This window comes from Erwinia sp. V90_4 (assembly GCF_029967685.1).
Taxonomy (GTDB): Bacteria; Pseudomonadota; Gammaproteobacteria; order Enterobacterales; family Enterobacteriaceae; genus Erwinia; species Erwinia aphidicola.
In genome coordinates, this window is the sequence record NZ_JASCAQ010000043.1 from 181,728 (window position 1) to 198,261 (window position 16,534).

Here is a 16,534-nt window from a genome sequence, read left to right on the forward strand (position 1 = left end):
AACGTATGGCGGCGAGTGAACAACACAATCACTGTATAAATAAACATGCTATCATTGATGAATTATGATGCAGGAGAATTTGGGTGAACGACGCACGTGCAGGATTCCTGTTAAGCCGCCACTGGCGCGATACGCCCGCCGGCAGTGAGGTGGTGCTGTGGCTGGCAACCGACAGCGGGCCACAGCAGGTGGTGTTACCGCCGCAGGAGTCCGTGGCGTTTATCCCCGCAGAGCAGCAGGCGGATGCCGCGGCCTTACTGGCTGGTGAGCGGCACTGGCGCTTTGCCGCGCTTGAGCTGAAGGATTTCCGCCAGCGCCCGGTGGTCGGCCTCTACTGCAAGCAAAACCGTCAGCTGCAGAAGCTGGAAAAGCTGCTGCGCGAAAACGGCATCGCCGTGTATGAGGCCGACGTGCGCCCGCCCGAGCGCTATCTGATGGAGCGCTTTATCACCGCCCCGGTGTGGTTCAGCGGTCAGCCTTCCGGCGATCGCCTGGTCAATACCCGGCTGAAACCCCACCCCGACTATCGCCCACCGCTAAAGTGGGTGTCGCTGGATATCGAGACCACCCGCCACGGCGAGCTTTATTGCATCGGGCTGGAGGGCTGCGGCCAGCGTGATGTCTATATGCTCGGCCCGGAAAACGGCGATGCCAGCCAGCTGAACTTCAACCTTGAGTACGTTGATACCCGCCCGCAGCTGCTGGAAAAACTCAATGCCTGGTTTGCCCGCCATGACCCCGACGTGCTGATTGGCTGGAACGTGGTGCAGTTCGACCTGCGCGTGCTGCAAAAGCACGCCGACCGCTACGGCATTCCTCTTCAGCTTGGGCGCGGACACAACGGCGCGCTTGAGTGGCGCGAGCACGGGTTTAAGCCCGGCGTCTTCTTCGCCCAGGCCAGCGGGCGGCTGATAATAGACGGTATTGAAGCGCTGAAGTCCGCCTTCTGGAACTTTGACTCTTTCAGTCTGGAAGCGGTATCGCGCGAGCTGCTCGGCGAAGGGAAAGCGATCAATAATCCGTGGCAGCGCATGGAGGAGATCAACCAGCGCTTCGCCGAGGACAAGCCCGCGCTGGCGCTTTATAACCTGAAAGACTGCGAGCTGGTAACGCGCATCTTCCAGCACACCGAGCTGATGCCATTCCTGCTGGAGCGCGCCTCCGTCAATGGCCTGGCGGTCGATCGTCACGGCGGATCGGTGGCGGCGTTCAGCCATCTTTACCTGCCGCGCATGCATCGCGCCGGATTTGTCGCGCCAAATATGGGTGAAGTCGCCCCGCAGGCCAGCCCCGGCGGCTACGTGATGGACTCACGCCCCGGCCTGTATGATTCGGTGCTGGTGCTGGATTATAAAAGCCTGTATCCGTCGATTATCCGCACCTTCCTGATTGACCCGGTCGGGCTGGTGGAAGGTATGGCGCACCCTGACGAGGCCGATTCCGTTGGCGGCTACCTGGGCGCCCGCTTTTCGCGCACCACCCACTGCCTGCCGGAGATCGTTAACCAGATCTGGCAGGGGCGCGAAGCGGCGAAAAAACAGGGTAACAAGCCGCTGTCGCAGGCGCTGAAAATTATCATGAACGCCTTTTATGGCGTGCTCGGCACCAGCGCCTGCCGCTTCTTCGACCCGCGGCTGGCCTCGTCAATTACCATGCGCGGCCATGACATCATGCGCCAGACGCGCGAGCTGATTGAGGCCGAAGGCTATGACGTGATTTATGGTGATACCGACTCCACCTTCGTCTGGCTAAAATCGGCGCACGACGAAACCCGCGCCGCTGAAATCGGTCATCAGCTGGTGGAGAAAGTGAACCGCTGGTGGCAACAGCATCTGCAGGCGGAGTACGGCGTCGAGAGTGCGCTGGAGCTGGAGTATGAAACCCACTTCAGCCGCTTTTTAATGCCGACCATTCGCGGCGCCGAACAGGGCAGTAAAAAACGTTATGCGGGCCTGATCCGCAAGGGTGAAAATCAGCGCATGGTATTTAAAGGGCTGGAAACGGTACGTACCGACTGGACGCCGCTGGCGCAGAAGTTCCAGCAGGAGCTGTACCTGAAAATTTTTACCGGCCAGCCCTATCAGGACTACATCCGTGAAACCGTGCGCCAGCTGCTGGATGGCGAGCTGGACGATCAGCTCACCTATAGCAAGCGCCTGCGCCGCCCGCTGGGGGAATATCAGCGCAACGTGCCGCCGCACGTGCGCGCTGCGCGCATCGCCGATGAACAGAATCAAAAGCTTGGCCGCCCGCTGCTGTATCAGAACGGCGGCAAGATCCGCTATGTGATTGCCACCAGCGGACCGGAACCGCTGGAAGCGCGAATGACGCCGCTGGACTACGATCACTACCTTGAGCGCCAGCTGCAGCCGGTGGCCGATGGCATTCTGCCCTTCATGCATGATGACTTTGCTACACTGGTAACCGGACAAATGGGGCTTTTTTGACAGGTGACGAACGGGCAGCCTTCCAGTACCATAGCGCCCTTCCTGTTTTCACTCAGATTGAATTCACTGCCGGGCCTTATTATCGCCGGGCGGAATGCTAACACCTGAAACACACCAGACGAGAATCGAGCCGAATATTTATGCCTTTTACACTTGGTCAACGCTGGATAAGCGATACGGAAAGCGAACTGGGATTGGGAACTGTGGTTGCCGTCGATACACGCATGGTCACCCTGCTCTTTCCTGCTACGGGCGAAAACCGTCTCTACGCCAGAAATGATTCTCCGATCACCCGCGTGGTGTTCAACCCGGGCGACACCATTACCAGTCACGAAGGCTGGGAGATGGAAGTTACCGAAGTCAACACGGTCAACGGCGTAGTCAGCTACGTCGGCACCCGCCTTGATACTGAGGAAAGCGATGTGGTGCTGCGCGAGGTAATGCTCGACAGCAAGCTGGTGTTCGGTAAACCTCAGGACCGCCTGTTTGCCGGTCAGCTGGACCGCATGGACCGCTTCGCGCTGCGCTTTCGCGCGCGTAAATATCAGAGTGAGCAATATCGCCTTGCCACCAGCGGCCTGCGCGGCATGCGCACCAGCCTGATCCCGCACCAATTGCATATCGCGCACGATGTTGGCCGCCGCCACGCGCCGCGCGTGCTGCTGGCCGATGAAGTAGGCCTGGGTAAAACCATCGAAGCCGGGATGATCATCCACCAGCAGCTGCTGGCCGGTCGTGCCGAGCGTATTCTGATCGTGGTACCGGAAACTCTGCAGCATCAGTGGCTGGTGGAAATGCTGCGCCGCTTTAACCTGCGCTTTGCGCTGTTCGACGATGACCGCTACGCTCAGGCGCAGCTCGACAGCGATAACCCATTTGAAACCGAGCAGATGATTATCTGTTCGCTCGACTTTGTGCGCCGCAACAAACAGCGCCTGGAAAAACTGGCCGATGCCGAATGGGACCTGATGGTGGTGGATGAAGCTCATCACCTGGTGTGGTCTGAAGAAGCACCAAGCCGCGAATATCAGGTGATCGAACAGCTCGCCGAGCAAATCCCCGGCATCCTGCTGCTGACCGCCACCCCGGAACAGCTGGGAATGGAGAGCCACTTCGCCCGCCTGCGCCTGCTGGACCCGAATCGCTTCCACGACTTTGCGCAATTTGTGGAAGAGCAGAAGCACTTCCGCCCGATTGCCGACGCGGTCTCTCTGCTGCTGGCCGATAAAACCATCGGCAACGATGAGCTGAACCTGCTGAATGACCTGATGGGCGAGCAGGATATCGAACCGCTGCTGCAAACCGCCAACAGCGATCGCGAAGGCAAGCTGGAAGCGCGCCAGGAGCTGATTAGCATGCTGATGGACCGTCACGGCACCAGCCGCGTGCTGTTCCGCAACACGCGTAACGGCGTCAAAGGCTTCCCGAAACGCGAACTGCATCAGATCCGTCTGCCGCTGCCGACGCAGTATCAGACGGCAATCAAAGTCTCCGGCATTATGGGCGCGCGTAAGTCAGCCGACGAACGCGCCCGCGACATGCTCTACCCGGAGCAGATTTATCAGGAATTTGAAGGCGACAGCGGCACCTGGTGGAACTTCGACCCGCGCGTTGAGTGGCTGATGGGCTTCCTCACCAGCAACCGCGATAAAAAAGTGCTGGTGATCTGCGCTAAAGCCGCCACAGCACTGCAGCTGGAGCAGGTCCTGCGCGAGCGCGAAGGTATTCGTGCCGCCGTATTCCATGAAGGGCTGTCAATTATTGAACGCGATCGCGCGGCGGCCTGGTTCGCCTCGGAAGAGGATGGCGCGCAGGTGCTGCTCTGTTCTGAAATCGGCTCTGAAGGGCGTAACTTCCAGTTCGCCAGCCAGATGGTGATGTTCGACCTGCCGTTTAACCCGGACCTGCTGGAGCAGCGTATTGGCCGTCTCGACCGTATCGGTCAGGCGCACGATATTCAGATCCACGTGCCTTATCTGGAAAGAACCGCACAGTCGGTGCTGGTGCAGTGGTATCACGAAGGGCTGGATGCATTCGAGCACACCTGCCCGACCGGCCGTACCGTGTATGACAGCGCCTACAGCCAGCTGATTGAGTATCTCGCCGCGCCGGAGAACCCGGAAGGGCTGGATGAGTTTATCCGCCAGTGCCGCAAGCAGCACGACGGCCTGAAAGCCCAGCTGGAACAGGGCCGTGACCGTCTGCTGGAGCTGAACTCCAACGGCGGCGAAAAAGCCCAGGCGCTGGCTAACCTGATCTCCGAGCAGGATAACGATATTGAGCTGGTCAACTTTGCCCTCAACCTGTTCGATATCGTCGGTATTAATCAGGAAGATCGCAGCGATAACCTGATCATCCTGACGCCGGGCGACCATATGCTGGTGCCGGACTTCCCGGGTCTGCCGGAAGATGGCTGCACCATCACCTTTGACCGCAACCAGGCGCTGTCGCGTGAAGATGCGCAGTACGTCAGCTGGGAGCACCCGATCATCCGTAACGGGCTGGATCTGATCCTCTCCGGCGACACCGGTAGCTGCGCGCTGTCGCTGCTGAAGAACAAAGCCCTGCCGGTCGGCACGCTGCTGCTGGAGCTGATCTACGTGGTGGAAGCTCAGGCGCCGAAGCACCTGCAGCTGACCCGCTTCCTGCCGCCCACGCCTATCCGCATGCTGGTAGACCGCAAAGGCACTAACCTGGCGGCCAAAGTGGAGTTTGAAAGCTTCAACCGCCAGCTGAATGCGGTTAACCGCCACACCGGCAGCAAGCTGGTCAATGCGGTGCAGCAGGATGTACATGAGATCATTAAGCTGTCAGAAGAGCCGGCCGCGCTGGAAGCGCGTAAGGTGATTGATGCAGCACGCGTGGAAGCTAATGAAAAGCTGAGCGCCGAGCTGTCACGCCTGCAGGCGCTGAGCGCGGTCAATCCTAACATCCGTCAGGATGAGATTGACGCGCTGGAAAGCAACCGCGAGCAGGTGCTGGCCAATCTTGATGAAGCAGGCTGGCGTCTTGATGCGCTGCGTCTGATTGTTGTGACGCACCAGTAAATGATGATGGCACCCTACAATCCGCCGCTGGAGCCGTGGCTGCATATCCTCTATCAGGATGAGCACATCATGGTGGTCAATAAACCCAGCGGGCTGCTGTCGGTTCCCGGCCGCCTGGACGATCACAAGGACAGCGTCATGACCCGCGTCCAGCGTGATTATCCGGCGGCGGAGTCGGTGCACCGGCTGGATATGGCCACCAGCGGCGTGATGGTGGTGGCGCTAACCAAAGCCGCCGAGCGCGAGCTGAAACGGCAGTTCCGCGAGCGCGAGCCGCAGAAAACTTACGTGGCGCGCGTCTGGGGCCATCCGCAGCCGGAGAAAGGGCTGGTCGATTTACCGCTGATCTGTGACTGGCCGAACCGGCCAAAGCAGAAGGTCTGTTTTGACACGGGTAAGTCGGCGCAGACGGAGTATCAGGTGCTGGACTACGCCAGTGATAACAGCGCGCGCGTACAGCTGAAGCCAATTACCGGGCGTTCCCACCAGCTGCGCGTGCATATGCTGGCGCTCGGCCACCCGATCCTCGGCGATAACTTTTACGCGCACGACGCGGCGAAAGCGATGGCACCCCGGCTGCAGCTGCATGCCGAAAGCCTGAGCATTAGCCACCCGCAGTACGGCACGCCAATGACGTTCCGGCAGCCGGCGGAGTTTTAATTTATTGACCCAGTGATACGGGCCGATCGGAACAGATGATCGGCCCCTACGGTAGGGGAGGACCTTCTTTTTCGGTCCGCCCTTTTTTCAGCCTTATTTAAATCCCTTCTCGCGCTTGATCAGATCGTACGCTGACTGAATCTCCTGCGCTTTCTGCTTCGCCATCTCCATCATCTGCGGCGGTAATCCTTTCGCCACCAGCTTATCCGGGTGATGCTCGCTCATCAGCTTGCGATAGGCGCGCTTGATGGTAGTGCCATCGTCGCTGCTTTTTACCCCAAGCACGCTGCAGGCGTCCTCCAGCGTGGGACCACGCCGTGCACCGGCAAAGCCGCCCTGCGAAGAGCCACCGCCGCCCTGATAGCCGCCGCCAAACTGCTGGCCGCTCTCCATCATGCGCAGGAACTGATCGAACTGGGTGCGGGATATGCCGAGCTCTTCGGCAATCACATACAGCACCTGGCGTTCGTTAGGATGCAGTGAACCGTCGGCAAAGGCCGCCTGAATCTGAATTTCCAGGAACATGCGAATCAGATCGAAACGGCCAAAGCAGGCGCTGCGCAGCTCACGCAGTTTATCGCGCAGCGGATAATCGCCCTCTTTGCCTTCACGGAACGCGCGCTGTGCCGAGGTGCGCGCTTCGCCATGCAGCTGCATGCGGTCCATCAGCAGCGTTGCCATCTGGATATCCGCGTCCGTCACCCGCCCTTTGGATTTGGTTAAATGGCCCATCACCTGGAACGTGGTGCGGAAAAACAGCATTTGCCGCGTCTGCTGGTTAGCAAAATAGCCCTGTCGATTTGGCGCACGCGCTTTATCAATCAAATGCCCGGCCAACAGGCCAAAAACGACGCCCCAGAAGCCTGCACCGGACAATAATCCCAGCACAAGACCCAATACTTTTCCCCAATAGCGCATATACTCCTCAATTCGCCATGCTGAAGGCTAAAAATTGCATTATCATACCTGTCATTTATCCCATAGCCTATTGGTACGCGGTCAAACAACCAGGATAAAGACTAGCGCAACGCAGTTGAGTAAGTTAGTCTCTGACCGTTTGTCGGCATGATGCCAGTGATCACGGAATTCTCGATACCGCGTATGAAAAAAAGACTACCTACGTTGCTGGCCACCCTAATCGGTTCAGCGCTTTACAGCCAGCAGGGCCTGGCCGATGACCTCGCATCTCAATGTATGCTTGGGGTGCCCAGTTACGACCGTCCTTTAGTACAGGGTAAAACCAACGAACTGCCGGTCACCATTGACGCGGATAAAGCCAAAGGCAACTATCCCGATGATGCAGTCTTTACCGGCAATGTCGACATTCGTCAGGGCAACAGTCGCCTGCAGTCCGACGAAGTTCAGCTGCATCAAAGGATGCTCAGCGGACAAACTACCCCGACCCGCACGGTTGATGCACTGGGTAATGTGCACTATGACGACAATCAGGTCATCCTGAAAGGTCCGAAAGCCTGGTCGAATCTGGATACTAAAGACACCAACGTCTGGAACGGCGACTACCAGATGGTGGGACGTCAGGGCCGTGGTAAGGCAGACCAGATGAAGCTGCGCGGCGAAAACCGCTACACCATTCTGGAAAACGGCACCTTTACCTCCTGCCTGCCGGGCCAGAACAGCTGGAGCGTGGCGGGTTCAGAAGTGATCCACGATAGCGACGAGCAGCTGGTCGAAATCTGGAACGCCCGCTTCAAACTCGGCCCGGTGCCGGTGTTTTACAGCCCGTACCTGCAGCTGCCGGTCGGGGATAAGCGCCGTTCAGGTTTCCTGATCCCTAATGCTAAATACGGTAGTAACAGCGGCTTCGAGTTTATGCTGCCGTACTACTGGAACATCGCGCCGCAGGCCGATGCCACCATTACGCCGCACTATATCAGCCGCCGCGGCATGCAGTGGCAGAATGAGTTCCGCTACCTGACCACCGCCGGTGCCGGTCTGTTGCAGTTCGACTACCTCGGCTCTGACCGCACCTATGAAGATAAGCATCCGACGGATGAAGACTCGAACCGCTGGCTGTTCTACTGGAACCATTCAGGCGTTTACGATCAGCACTGGCGCTTCAGCGCTGACTACACCAAAGTCAGCGATCCCTACTACTTTACCGATCTCGACTCGGTTTATGGATCGACTACCGACGGCTATGTGACGCAAAAGTTCAGCATTGGCTACGCCGATACCAACTGGGATGCCACGCTGTCGACCAAGCAGTTCCAGATCTTCTCAACCAACGCGAACAACGATGTCTATCGCGCTGAACCTCAGCTCGATATGAACTGGTACCAGAATGATGTTGGCCCGTTCGATACTCACGTTTACGCGCAGGCGGTGAAGTTTACCAACGTGAACCAAAGGCTGCCGGATGCCACGCGTCTGCACCTGGAGCCAACGCTGGATCTGCCGATGTCGAACGGCTGGGGCAGCCTGAATACCGAAGCCAAACTGCTGGCGACCCACTATCAGCAGGATGACATTGAGTATTACAACTCGCTGAGCAGCAGCGCCGATAACCAGCTCAAGGGCACGGTTAACCGCGTCATGCCGCAGTTCAAGGTTGACGGCAAGATGGTCTTCGACCGCGACATGGACTGGTCACCGGGTTACACCCAGACGCTGGAACCGCGCGTGCAGTACCTTTACACGCCGTATCGCGACCAGAGCGACATTCGTGCCTATGACTCCACGCTGCTGCAGAGTGACTACACCGGCCTGTTCCGCGACCGCACCTACAGCGGCCTGGATCGCATTGCGTCGAACAACCAGGTCAGCACCGGCGTGACCACGCGAATTTTTGATAACGATCTGGTTGAACGTTTTAACGCTTCCATTGGTCAAATCTACTCGTTCACCCCGTCTCGTACCGGAGTGAACACCGTTGGTGAAGACGATCGCGGCAGCCTGATTTGGGCAGGTGACAGCTACTGGAAGATCAGCGACCGCTGGGCAGCACGCGGCGGAGTGCAGTATGACACCCGTTTGAATGATGTTTCGCAGGGCAACGCCGTGCTGGAATATCGCCGTGATGCGGACCGTATGGTGCAGCTGAACTACCGTTATACCAGCAAAGAATATGTCCAGCAGACGCTTACCGGGTATAACAACCCGCTGTGGCAGCAGGAGATTTCACAGGTGGGTGCAACCGCCAGCTGGCCAATCGCCGATGCGTGGTCCGTGGTGGGTGCCTGGTATTACGATACCAAAGCTAACCAGGCTGCTGACCAGCTACTGGGCGTGCAGTACAGCTCCTGCTGCTATGCGGTCCGCCTTGGCTACGAGCGCAAAATCAACGGTTGGGAAAACGACAACAGTAAGTACGACAACAAAATCTCGTTCAACATTGAACTGCGTGGTCTCAGCCCAAGTTATGGCTTAGGCACCGGTCAAATGCTGCGTCAGGGCATCCTGCCTTATCAGCGCGCTTTCTGATGTTGTAATGTTTGGTATGCCAACCCGCAGTGCGGATAGAAGAATGGAAAAAGTATGAAGAACTGGAGAATGCTGATCCTCGGTGCAGCCCTGACAGCCAGCACCGCGTTTGCAGCCCCGCAGGTCGTTGATAAAGTCGCCGCCGTCGTCAATAACGGCGTGGTATTAGAAAGTGATGTTGACGGCATGATGCAGTCAGTAAAGGGCCAGGCTCAGCAGGCTGGTCAGCAGCTGCCCGATGATAAAACCCTGCGCCATCAGATTGTTGAGCGTCTGGTGATGGACAATATCCTGCTGCAAATGGCAAAACAGGCCGGTATTCAGGTTAGCGACCAGCAGCTGGACCAGGCGATTGCCAACATCGCCGCACAGAACAAAATGTCTGTCGATCAGCTGCGCAGCCGCCTGGCCTACGACGGCATGAACTACGCCACCTACCGTGAGCAGATCCGCAAAGAGATGCTGACCTCAGAAGTGCGTAATAACGAAGTGCGTCGTCGCGTGACCATTCTGCCGCAGGAAGTGGACCAGTTAGCCACGCAGATGGCCTCGCAGAACGATGCCGGCACCGAACTGAACATCAGCCATATCCTGCTGCCACTGCCGGAAAACCCGACGCAGCAGCAGGTTGACGATCAGGAAGCGCTGGCAAAACAGCTGGTGAGCGAAGCCAAAGGCGGCGCTGACTTCGGCAAGCTGGCGATCACCTACTCGGCTGACCCACAGGCGCTGAAAGGCGGCAACATGGGCTGGGGCCGTCTCCAGGAGCTGCCATCGCTGTTTGCTCAGGCGCTGGTCACCGCACAGAAAGGCGATATCGTCGGCCCAATCCGCTCAGGTGTTGGCTTCCATATCCTGAAAGTGAACGACGTGCGCGGTGATAACAAAAGTATTTCCGTTACTGAAGTTCATGCCCGTCACATCCTGCTGAAGCCGTCCCCGATCATGACCGATGACCAGGCGCGTCAGAAGCTGCAGGAAGTGGCAGCGCAGATCAACAGCGGCAAGCTGACCTTTGCCGACGCAGCGAAACAGCTGTCTCAGGATCCGGGCTCCGCGAACCAGGGCGGCGATCTTGGCTGGAGCTCACCGGAAGTGTTCGATCCGGCGTTCCGTGATGCCCTGCTGCGCCTGAATAAAGGCCAGATGAGCGCACCGGTTCACTCCTCCTTCGGCTGGCACCTGATTCAGCTGATCGATAGCCGCCAGGTGGATAAAACCGACGCGGCGAAGAAAGAGCGCGCTTACCGTCTGCTGTTCAACCGTAAGTTCTCTGAAGAAGCCCAGACCTGGATGCAGGAACAGCGTGCTTCTGCCTATGTGAAGATTCTGGATGCGAATGCTCAGTAATCAACGTGTCGCGATCACTCCCGGCGAACCCGCCGGGATTGGTCCCGATTTAATCGTTCAGCTGGCCCAGCAGGACTGGCCGGTTGAACTGGTTGTCTGTGCTAACCCCGAGCTGCTGCGCACCCGCGCGGCAGCTTTGCATTTACCCCTTACGCTGCGCGAGTATCAGCCAGACAGCCCAGCCCAGCCGCAGCACGCGGGCACGCTGACCGTGCTGCCGCTTCCTCTTGCCCATCCCGTGGTCGCCGGGCAGCTGTGCGTGGAGAACAGCGGCTACGTGCTGGCGTCTCTCGCCCGCGCCTGCGACGGCTGTCTGAGCGGAGAATTTGCCGCGCTGATCACCGGGCCGGTGCATAAAGGGGTGATCAACGATGCCGGGATCCCGTTCAGCGGCCATACCGAATTCTTCGCTGAGCGCGCTCATCGCGAACGCGTGGTGATGATGCTGGCAACGGAGGAGCTGCGCGTGGCGCTGGCCACCACCCATCTGCCGCTGAAAGACGTTGCCGCCAGTATCACCCGCGACAGCCTGCATGAAACGATCACCATTCTGCACGCCGACCTGCAAAGCAAGTTTGGTCTGGAGCAGCCGCACATCTACGTTTGTGGCCTTAACCCGCATGCAGGGGAAGGCGGCCATATGGGCCGGGAAGAGATCGATGTGATCATTCCGGCGCTGGATGAGCTGCGCCAGCGCGGCATGCAGTTAACCGGACCGCTACCTGCGGATACCCTGTTCCAGCCGAAATATCTGCAGCATGCCGATGCGGTGCTGGCGATGTATCACGATCAGGGGCTTCCGGTGCTAAAATATCAGGGCTTTGGTCGGGCGGTGAATATCACCCTCGGTCTGCCATTTATCCGCACGTCAGTAGATCACGGGACAGCTTTAGAGCTGGCCGCCAGTGGTCAGGCCGATGCGGGCAGCTTTAAGACGGCGCTTAACCTCGCCATTACCATGATTAAGAGCAGTAATGAATAGTCGCGTTCACCAGGGTCACTTTGCCCGCAAACGTTTTGGACAGAACTTCCTTAACGATCCCTACATTATCGAAAGTATTGTCAACGCCATCCACCCGCAAAAAGGTGAAGTGGTCGTTGAGATCGGCCCTGGTCTTGCTGCTCTGACGGAGCCGGTAGGCGATCGTCTGGATGCCATGACGGTGATCGAGATTGACCGCGATCTTGCCGCACGCCTGCAAACCCATCCGTTCCTTGGCCCTAAGCTGACCATTTTCCAGCAGGATGCGATGACCTTTGATTTCGCCGCTTACGCTGCGGAGAAAGGCCAGCCGATACGCGTGTTCGGCAACCTGCCCTACAATATCTCTACGCCGCTGATGTTCCACCTCTTCAGCTACATGGGTGCTATCAAAGATATGCACTTTATGCTGCAGAAAGAAGTGGTTAACCGTCTGGTTGCCGGACCGGGCAGTAAAGCCTATGGCCGCCTGAGCGTGATGGCACAGTACTATTGCCAGGTTATTCCGGTGCTGGAAGTGCCGCCAGAATCCTTTACTCCGGCGCCAAAAGTGGACTCTGCCGTGGTGCGACTGATGCCGTACCAGACAATCCCGCATCCCGTTGAGGATATCCGCGCGCTAAGCCGTATCACCACTGAAGCCTTTGGCAAGCGCCGCAAAACGCTGCGCAACAGCCTTGGTCACCTGTTCTCTGCTGAAGTGCTGGCGGAGCTAAACATCGACCCGACGCTGCGCGCTGAGAACATCAGCGTGAAGCAATATTGCCAGCTGGCAAACTGGTTGACTGCGCACCCACAGTCACAGGAACAGCCGCAGGAGAACTGATCATGATCGATACGCCCCGAGTTTGTGTCCAGGTGCAGAGCAGCTATATTGCATCGCAGTCAGCGCCCGAAGATGAGCGTTATGTCTTCGCCTACACCATCACAATTCGTAATCTGGGGCGTATCCCGGTTCAGCTGATTGGCCGCTACTGGCTGATCACCAACGGCAACGGGCGTGAAACCGAAGTACAGGGGGAAGGTGTGGTCGGTGAGCAGCCGCACATCGAACCCGGCGGCGAGTTTCAGTACACCAGCGGCGCCATTCTGGAAACCCCAATGGGCACCATGCAGGGCCACTATCAGATGGCCGAACCTGATGGCTCTCTGTTCCTTGTCGATATCCCGGTATTCCGCCTGGCGATTGCCACCCATATTCACTAAATCCGGCGTTACTGCATGAGCACTTATTTAATCGGCGATGTCCACGGTTGCCACGACGAGCTACGTTCACTTCTTGACCAGGTGGCTTTTGACCCGCAGGTCGATCAGCTGTGGCTTACCGGCGATCTGGTGGCGCGCGGGCCTGACTCACTGGAAGTTCTGCGTTTTGTGCGCTACCTGGGCGACTGCGTAAAAATGGTGTTGGGTAATCACGACCTGCACCTGCTGGCCGTCTACGCCGGGATCAGCCGCAACAAGCCGAAAGACCGTATTACCCCGCTGCTGGAAGCCCCAGATGCCGACCTGCTGATCAACTGGCTACGTCGCCAGCCACTGCTGCAGGTGGATGAAGAGAAAAAGCTGGTGATGGCGCACGCCGGTATTACCCCGCAGTGGGACATCGACACCGCCATCAGCTGCGCGCGTGAAGTGGAAGCGGTGCTGAGCAGCGACACCTATCCGCTGTTCCTTGATGCGATGTATGGCGATATGCCTAACAACTGGGTACCGGAACTGACCGGGCTGGCGCGCCTGCGCTTCAGCACCAATGCCCTGACGCGTATGCGTTTCTGCTTCCCGAACGGGCAGCTGGATATGATCGCCAAAGAAGCGCCGGACAGCGCGCCACCACCGTTGAAACCGTGGTTTTCCATTCCCGGCCCGGTATCACGCGACTACACCATTGCCTTTGGTCACTGGGCTTCGCTGGAAGGTAAAGGAACGCCGGAAGGGATAATTGCGCTGGACACCGGCTGCTGCTGGGGTGGCACCTTAACCATGCTGCGCTGGGAGGATAAGCGGGTGTTTACTCAGGTATCGAATCGCAGCGCCCCGTAGGGGTCGGGCATGCCCGACCCGTGTTTTTATGCGCATGCCCGACCCGTGTTTTTACCGGCATGCCCAACCCGTGTTTTTACGGGCACGCCCGACCCGTTTTATGTTTAACGGCGGTCTAAAATCTCGAAGCAGAAGCTGTGCGAATTCTTGTCGTCAGCGTCATGAAACTCGCTGAAGGTTGACTGCCACTCATCCGGCTCGTAGTCCGGGAAATGGGTATCCCCTTCCACTTCCGCATCGATGTGCGTCAGATACAGACGATCGGCGCGCGTCAGCATCTGCTCATAGATGCGTCCACCGCCAATCACCATCAGCTCTTCGACTTCGCCCGCCGCTTTCAGCGCATCTTCAATTGAGGTTACCCAGGTGACGCCTTCAGCATCGCCCTTCTGGCTGCTGATCACGATATTCAGGCGGCCCGGCAGTGGGCGACCGATAGATTCCCAGGTACGGCGCCCCATAATTACCGGTTTATTCAGCGTCTGCTTTTTAAACCACGCCAGGTCAGCCGGCAGGTGCCACGGCATGGCGTTTTCCATTCCAATGACGCGGTCGGCCGCCAGGGCCGCAATCAGGCTAATCATCATATCAACTCAACAGGGTGTAAAATTGGCGCCATCATACGGAAAGGCGAAACTTTCGTCGATAGGAAAGCCCGGGTTATTCGGTAAAGGTTTATCAGGGTATCGATTGCGTCACCTTCCCGCTGTTTTTCACCATGCAAAAAACAACGGCCGTGGTAGAATCCGCCGTTCATTCAGCCACAGACCGCCGCCATGTTAGAAACCAGCTTATTTGTCGCCACTATTGCGGCACTCGGGATGATCTCTCCCGGCCCTGACTTTTTCCTGATTATTAAAAATGCCGCCCGCTACCGTCGCAGCGCCGCGCTGATGACCGCCATGGGGGTAAACTGTGCCGTTGCCACTCATATGGCCTACTGCGTGGCCGGGCTGGCCGTGGTGATCACCACCACGCCATGGCTGTTTATGCTGCTGAAATATGCCGGTGCGGGCTATCTGATCTATATCGGTATCCAGGCGCTGCGCTCGCGCGGCAACAGCAAAATGGACCTGAGCAATGTGGTGCAGGAGCAGACCTCGCTGAAGAAAGCCTTTTTGCAGGGCTATCTGTGCAACCTGCTGAATCCGAAAGCGACACTGTTCTTTCTTTCGATCTTCACCCAGGTGCTGAACGTCAATTCGGACGTGCACGAGAAGCTGCTGTACGCCGGGATTATCCTCGGCCTCTCCACGCTGTGGTGGCCGCTACTGGTGGTGCTGATCCAGAGCGGTCCGGTTCGTCGCGGGCTGGCAAAAGCGCAGCGCATCGTGGATAAGATGCTCGGCGGGGTGCTGATCGCGCTGGGGATTAAAGTGGCATTGTCGTGATATGTGTTGCGGGCCGACCGGAAAAAAAGGTCGGCCCCTGCACCTGCCTGCATTGAATATCAAAACGGTGCGACCTGGAAAAAACGGGGCGGCCCGTTACAAGCGCAATTGGCTGTCCGCATCGAATATCAATACCCGCTCCACCTCAATCTTCATCCCGACCGTATCCCCTGCCTGACAGCCTGAACGCAGCGTGCTGTAGATCATCACCGGCTCACCGTACAGCGTGCCGTGGATCAGCTCCGACAGTCCGGTAGGCTCGATCAGCGACACCTGCAGCGGCAGCGCGCCCTCATCCGCCAAATCGCACAGCGTAATATTTTCCGGGCGAATACCGTAAGTCACCGCTTTGCCGACCGGCAGGTCGCTGCGCACGCCCAGCGGTAACACCAGCCGTGCGCTGACTTCAACGCAGGGGCCGCACTCCCCTGTCTGCACGCGGCCACTGATAAAGTTCATCGGCGGTGAGCCAATAAAACTGGCGACGAACCTGTTGGCTGGGGTGTCATACAGCTCCAGCGGGCTGCCGACCTGCTGGATCACGCCGTGATTGAGCACCACGATGCGGTCCGCCAGCGTCATCGCCTCCACCTGATCGTGGGTGACATACACAATGGTGTTGTTCATCTGCTGGTGCAGCTTTTTGATCTCCACGCGCATCTGCCCGCGCAGCTGCGCGTCAAGGTTCGACAGCGGTTCATCAAACAGGAAGACCTGCGGCTGACGCACAATCGCCCGCCCCATTGCCACGCGCTGACGCTGGCCACCGGAGAGCTCTTTCGGCCGACGATCCAGCAGGTGCGTCAGGCTGAGGATCTCCGCCGCCCGATTCACCGCAGCGTCAATCTCCGCTTTGGGCCGCTTCTGCACTTCCAGGCTGAAGCCCATATTGCGCGCCACGGTGAGATGCGGATAGAGCGCGTAGCTCTGGAACACCATCGAGATATCGCGGTCCTTCGGCGCTACCTCATTCATCAGGCGCGAGCCGATGCGAATGTCGCCGCTGCTTGCCAGCTCCAGCCCGGCGATGGTGCGCAGCAGCGTCGATTTGCCGCAGCCGGACGGCCCGACCAGCACCACGAACTCACCGTCGGCGATGGTCAGGTTGATGTTGCGCAGTACCTCAACGTTGCCGTACTGCTTCTGGATTTGCGAAAGAGAGATCTGAGCCAT

Annotated in this window: 13 protein-coding genes; 10 read left to right on the forward strand and 3 right to left on the reverse strand. The window is 58.3% G+C overall.

Annotated elements, in window-relative coordinates; genetic code table 11:
* Window positions 1–83: 83 nt before the first annotated feature.
* From polB to rluA, 3 genes are all read left to right on the forward strand, one after another.
* The gene (gene polB, locus QLG07_RS10775) at window positions 84–2,447 is read left to right on the forward strand and encodes a DNA polymerase II (RefSeq protein ID WP_099753882.1); all 2,364 of its coding nucleotides are present in this window, start codon (window positions 84–86) and stop codon (window positions 2,445–2,447) included.
* A 140-nt stretch (window positions 2,448–2,587) separates the two neighbouring features.
* Window positions 2,588–5,494, forward strand: a complete 2,907-nt coding sequence (rapA, locus tag QLG07_RS10780; RefSeq protein ID WP_048914816.1) for an RNA polymerase-associated protein RapA — start codon at window positions 2,588–2,590, stop codon at window positions 5,492–5,494.
* Window positions 5,495–5,500: 6 nt separating this feature from the next.
* Window positions 5,501–6,154: a bifunctional tRNA pseudouridine(32) synthase/23S rRNA pseudouridine(746) synthase RluA gene (gene rluA / locus QLG07_RS10785; protein ID WP_180276738.1), complete on the forward strand. Its 654-nt coding sequence runs from the start codon at window positions 5,501–5,503 to the stop codon at window positions 6,152–6,154.
* A 93-nt stretch (window positions 6,155–6,247) separates the two neighbouring features.
* On the opposite strand, the gene djlA is transcribed toward rluA, so the two are convergent.
* A complete protein-coding gene (gene djlA, locus QLG07_RS10790; RefSeq protein WP_048914814.1) occupies window positions 6,248–7,072 on the reverse strand; it encodes a co-chaperone DjlA in 825 nt (274 codons plus the stop codon).
* 147 nt (window positions 7,073–7,219) lie between these two features.
* On the opposite strand from djlA, the gene lptD reads away from it, so the two are divergent.
* Genes lptD through apaH form a run of 6 tightly spaced genes read left to right on the forward strand, consistent with a single transcriptional unit; the run spans window position 7,220 to window position 13,970 of the window.
* Complete coding sequence (gene lptD, locus QLG07_RS10795; protein ID WP_282469198.1) at window positions 7,220–9,595, forward strand: LPS assembly protein LptD; 2,376 nt, start codon at window positions 7,220–7,222, stop codon at window positions 9,593–9,595.
* Between the two features lie 54 nt (window positions 9,596–9,649).
* Entirely contained in the window at window positions 9,650–10,945 is a 1,296-nt protein-coding gene (gene surA, locus QLG07_RS10800) for a peptidylprolyl isomerase SurA (RefSeq protein WP_282469199.1), read from the forward strand.
* Window positions 10,935–11,927, forward strand: coding sequence for a 4-hydroxythreonine-4-phosphate dehydrogenase PdxA (gene pdxA, locus QLG07_RS10805; RefSeq protein ID WP_282469200.1), 993 nt, complete (start codon window positions 10,935–10,937; stop codon window positions 11,925–11,927). The genes surA and pdxA overlap by 11 nt, the downstream gene beginning before the upstream one ends.
* Window positions 11,920–12,753: a 16S rRNA (adenine(1518)-N(6)/adenine(1519)-N(6))-dimethyltransferase RsmA gene (gene rsmA, locus QLG07_RS10810; RefSeq protein WP_048914810.1), complete on the forward strand. Its 834-nt coding sequence runs from the start codon at window positions 11,920–11,922 to the stop codon at window positions 12,751–12,753. Before pdxA ends, rsmA begins: the two co-directional genes overlap by 8 nt.
* 2 nt (window positions 12,754–12,755) lie before the next feature.
* Window positions 12,756–13,133: a Co2+/Mg2+ efflux protein ApaG gene (gene apaG, locus QLG07_RS10815; protein WP_048914809.1), complete on the forward strand. Its 378-nt coding sequence runs from the start codon at window positions 12,756–12,758 to the stop codon at window positions 13,131–13,133.
* Between the two features lie 15 nt (window positions 13,134–13,148).
* Window positions 13,149–13,970 (forward strand): bis(5'-nucleosyl)-tetraphosphatase (symmetrical) ApaH, encoded by an 822-nt coding sequence (gene apaH, locus QLG07_RS10820; RefSeq protein ID WP_048914808.1) that lies wholly within the window; start codon window positions 13,149–13,151, stop codon window positions 13,968–13,970.
* A gap of 104 nt (window positions 13,971–14,074) precedes the next feature.
* On the opposite strand, the gene folA is transcribed toward apaH, so the two are convergent.
* On the reverse strand, window positions 14,075–14,557 hold the full coding sequence (gene folA / locus QLG07_RS10825) for a type 3 dihydrofolate reductase (protein ID WP_180276736.1): 483 nt from the start codon (window positions 14,555–14,557) through the stop codon (window positions 14,075–14,077).
* Window positions 14,558–14,746: 189 nt separating this feature from the next.
* On the opposite strand from folA, the gene QLG07_RS10830 reads away from it, so the two are divergent.
* On the forward strand, window positions 14,747–15,361 hold the full coding sequence (locus QLG07_RS10830; RefSeq protein ID WP_048914807.1) for a LysE family translocator: 615 nt from the start codon (window positions 14,747–14,749) through the stop codon (window positions 15,359–15,361).
* 96 nt (window positions 15,362–15,457) lie between these two features.
* On the opposite strand, the gene ugpC is transcribed toward QLG07_RS10830, so the two are convergent.
* A complete protein-coding gene (ugpC, locus tag QLG07_RS10835) occupies window positions 15,458–16,534 on the reverse strand; it encodes a sn-glycerol-3-phosphate ABC transporter ATP-binding protein UgpC (protein WP_282469201.1) in 1,077 nt (358 codons plus the stop codon).

Excerpts from the sequence above, each read along its gene's own strand:
- rapA (WP_048914816.1), top strand. The coding sequence starts at position 2,588 with ATGCCTTTTACACTTGGTCAACGCTGGATAAGCGATACGGAAAGCGAA.
- rluA (WP_180276738.1), top strand. The coding sequence starts at position 5,501 with ATGGCACCCTACAATCCGCCGCTGGAGCCGTGGCTGCATATCCTCTAT.
- djlA (WP_048914814.1), bottom strand. The coding sequence starts at position 7,072 with ATGCGCTATTGGGGAAAAGTATTGGGTCTTGTGCTGGGATTATTGTCC.
- lptD (WP_282469198.1), top strand. The coding sequence starts at position 7,220 with ATGATGCCAGTGATCACGGAATTCTCGATACCGCGTATGAAAAAAAGA.
- surA (WP_282469199.1), top strand. The coding sequence starts at position 9,650 with ATGAAGAACTGGAGAATGCTGATCCTCGGTGCAGCCCTGACAGCCAGC.
- pdxA (WP_282469200.1), top strand. The coding sequence starts at position 10,935 with ATGCTCAGTAATCAACGTGTCGCGATCACTCCCGGCGAACCCGCCGGG.
- rsmA (WP_048914810.1), top strand. The coding sequence starts at position 11,920 with ATGAATAGTCGCGTTCACCAGGGTCACTTTGCCCGCAAACGTTTTGGA.
- apaG (WP_048914809.1), top strand. The coding sequence starts at position 12,756 with ATGATCGATACGCCCCGAGTTTGTGTCCAGGTGCAGAGCAGCTATATT.
- apaH (WP_048914808.1), top strand. The coding sequence starts at position 13,149 with ATGAGCACTTATTTAATCGGCGATGTCCACGGTTGCCACGACGAGCTA.
- folA (WP_180276736.1), bottom strand. The coding sequence starts at position 14,557 with ATGATGATTAGCCTGATTGCGGCCCTGGCGGCCGACCGCGTCATTGGA.
- QLG07_RS10830 (WP_048914807.1), top strand. The coding sequence starts at position 14,747 with ATGTTAGAAACCAGCTTATTTGTCGCCACTATTGCGGCACTCGGGATG.
- ugpC (WP_282469201.1), bottom strand. The coding sequence starts at position 16,534 with ATGGCTCAGATCTCTCTTTCGCAAATCCAGAAGCAGTACGGCAACGTT.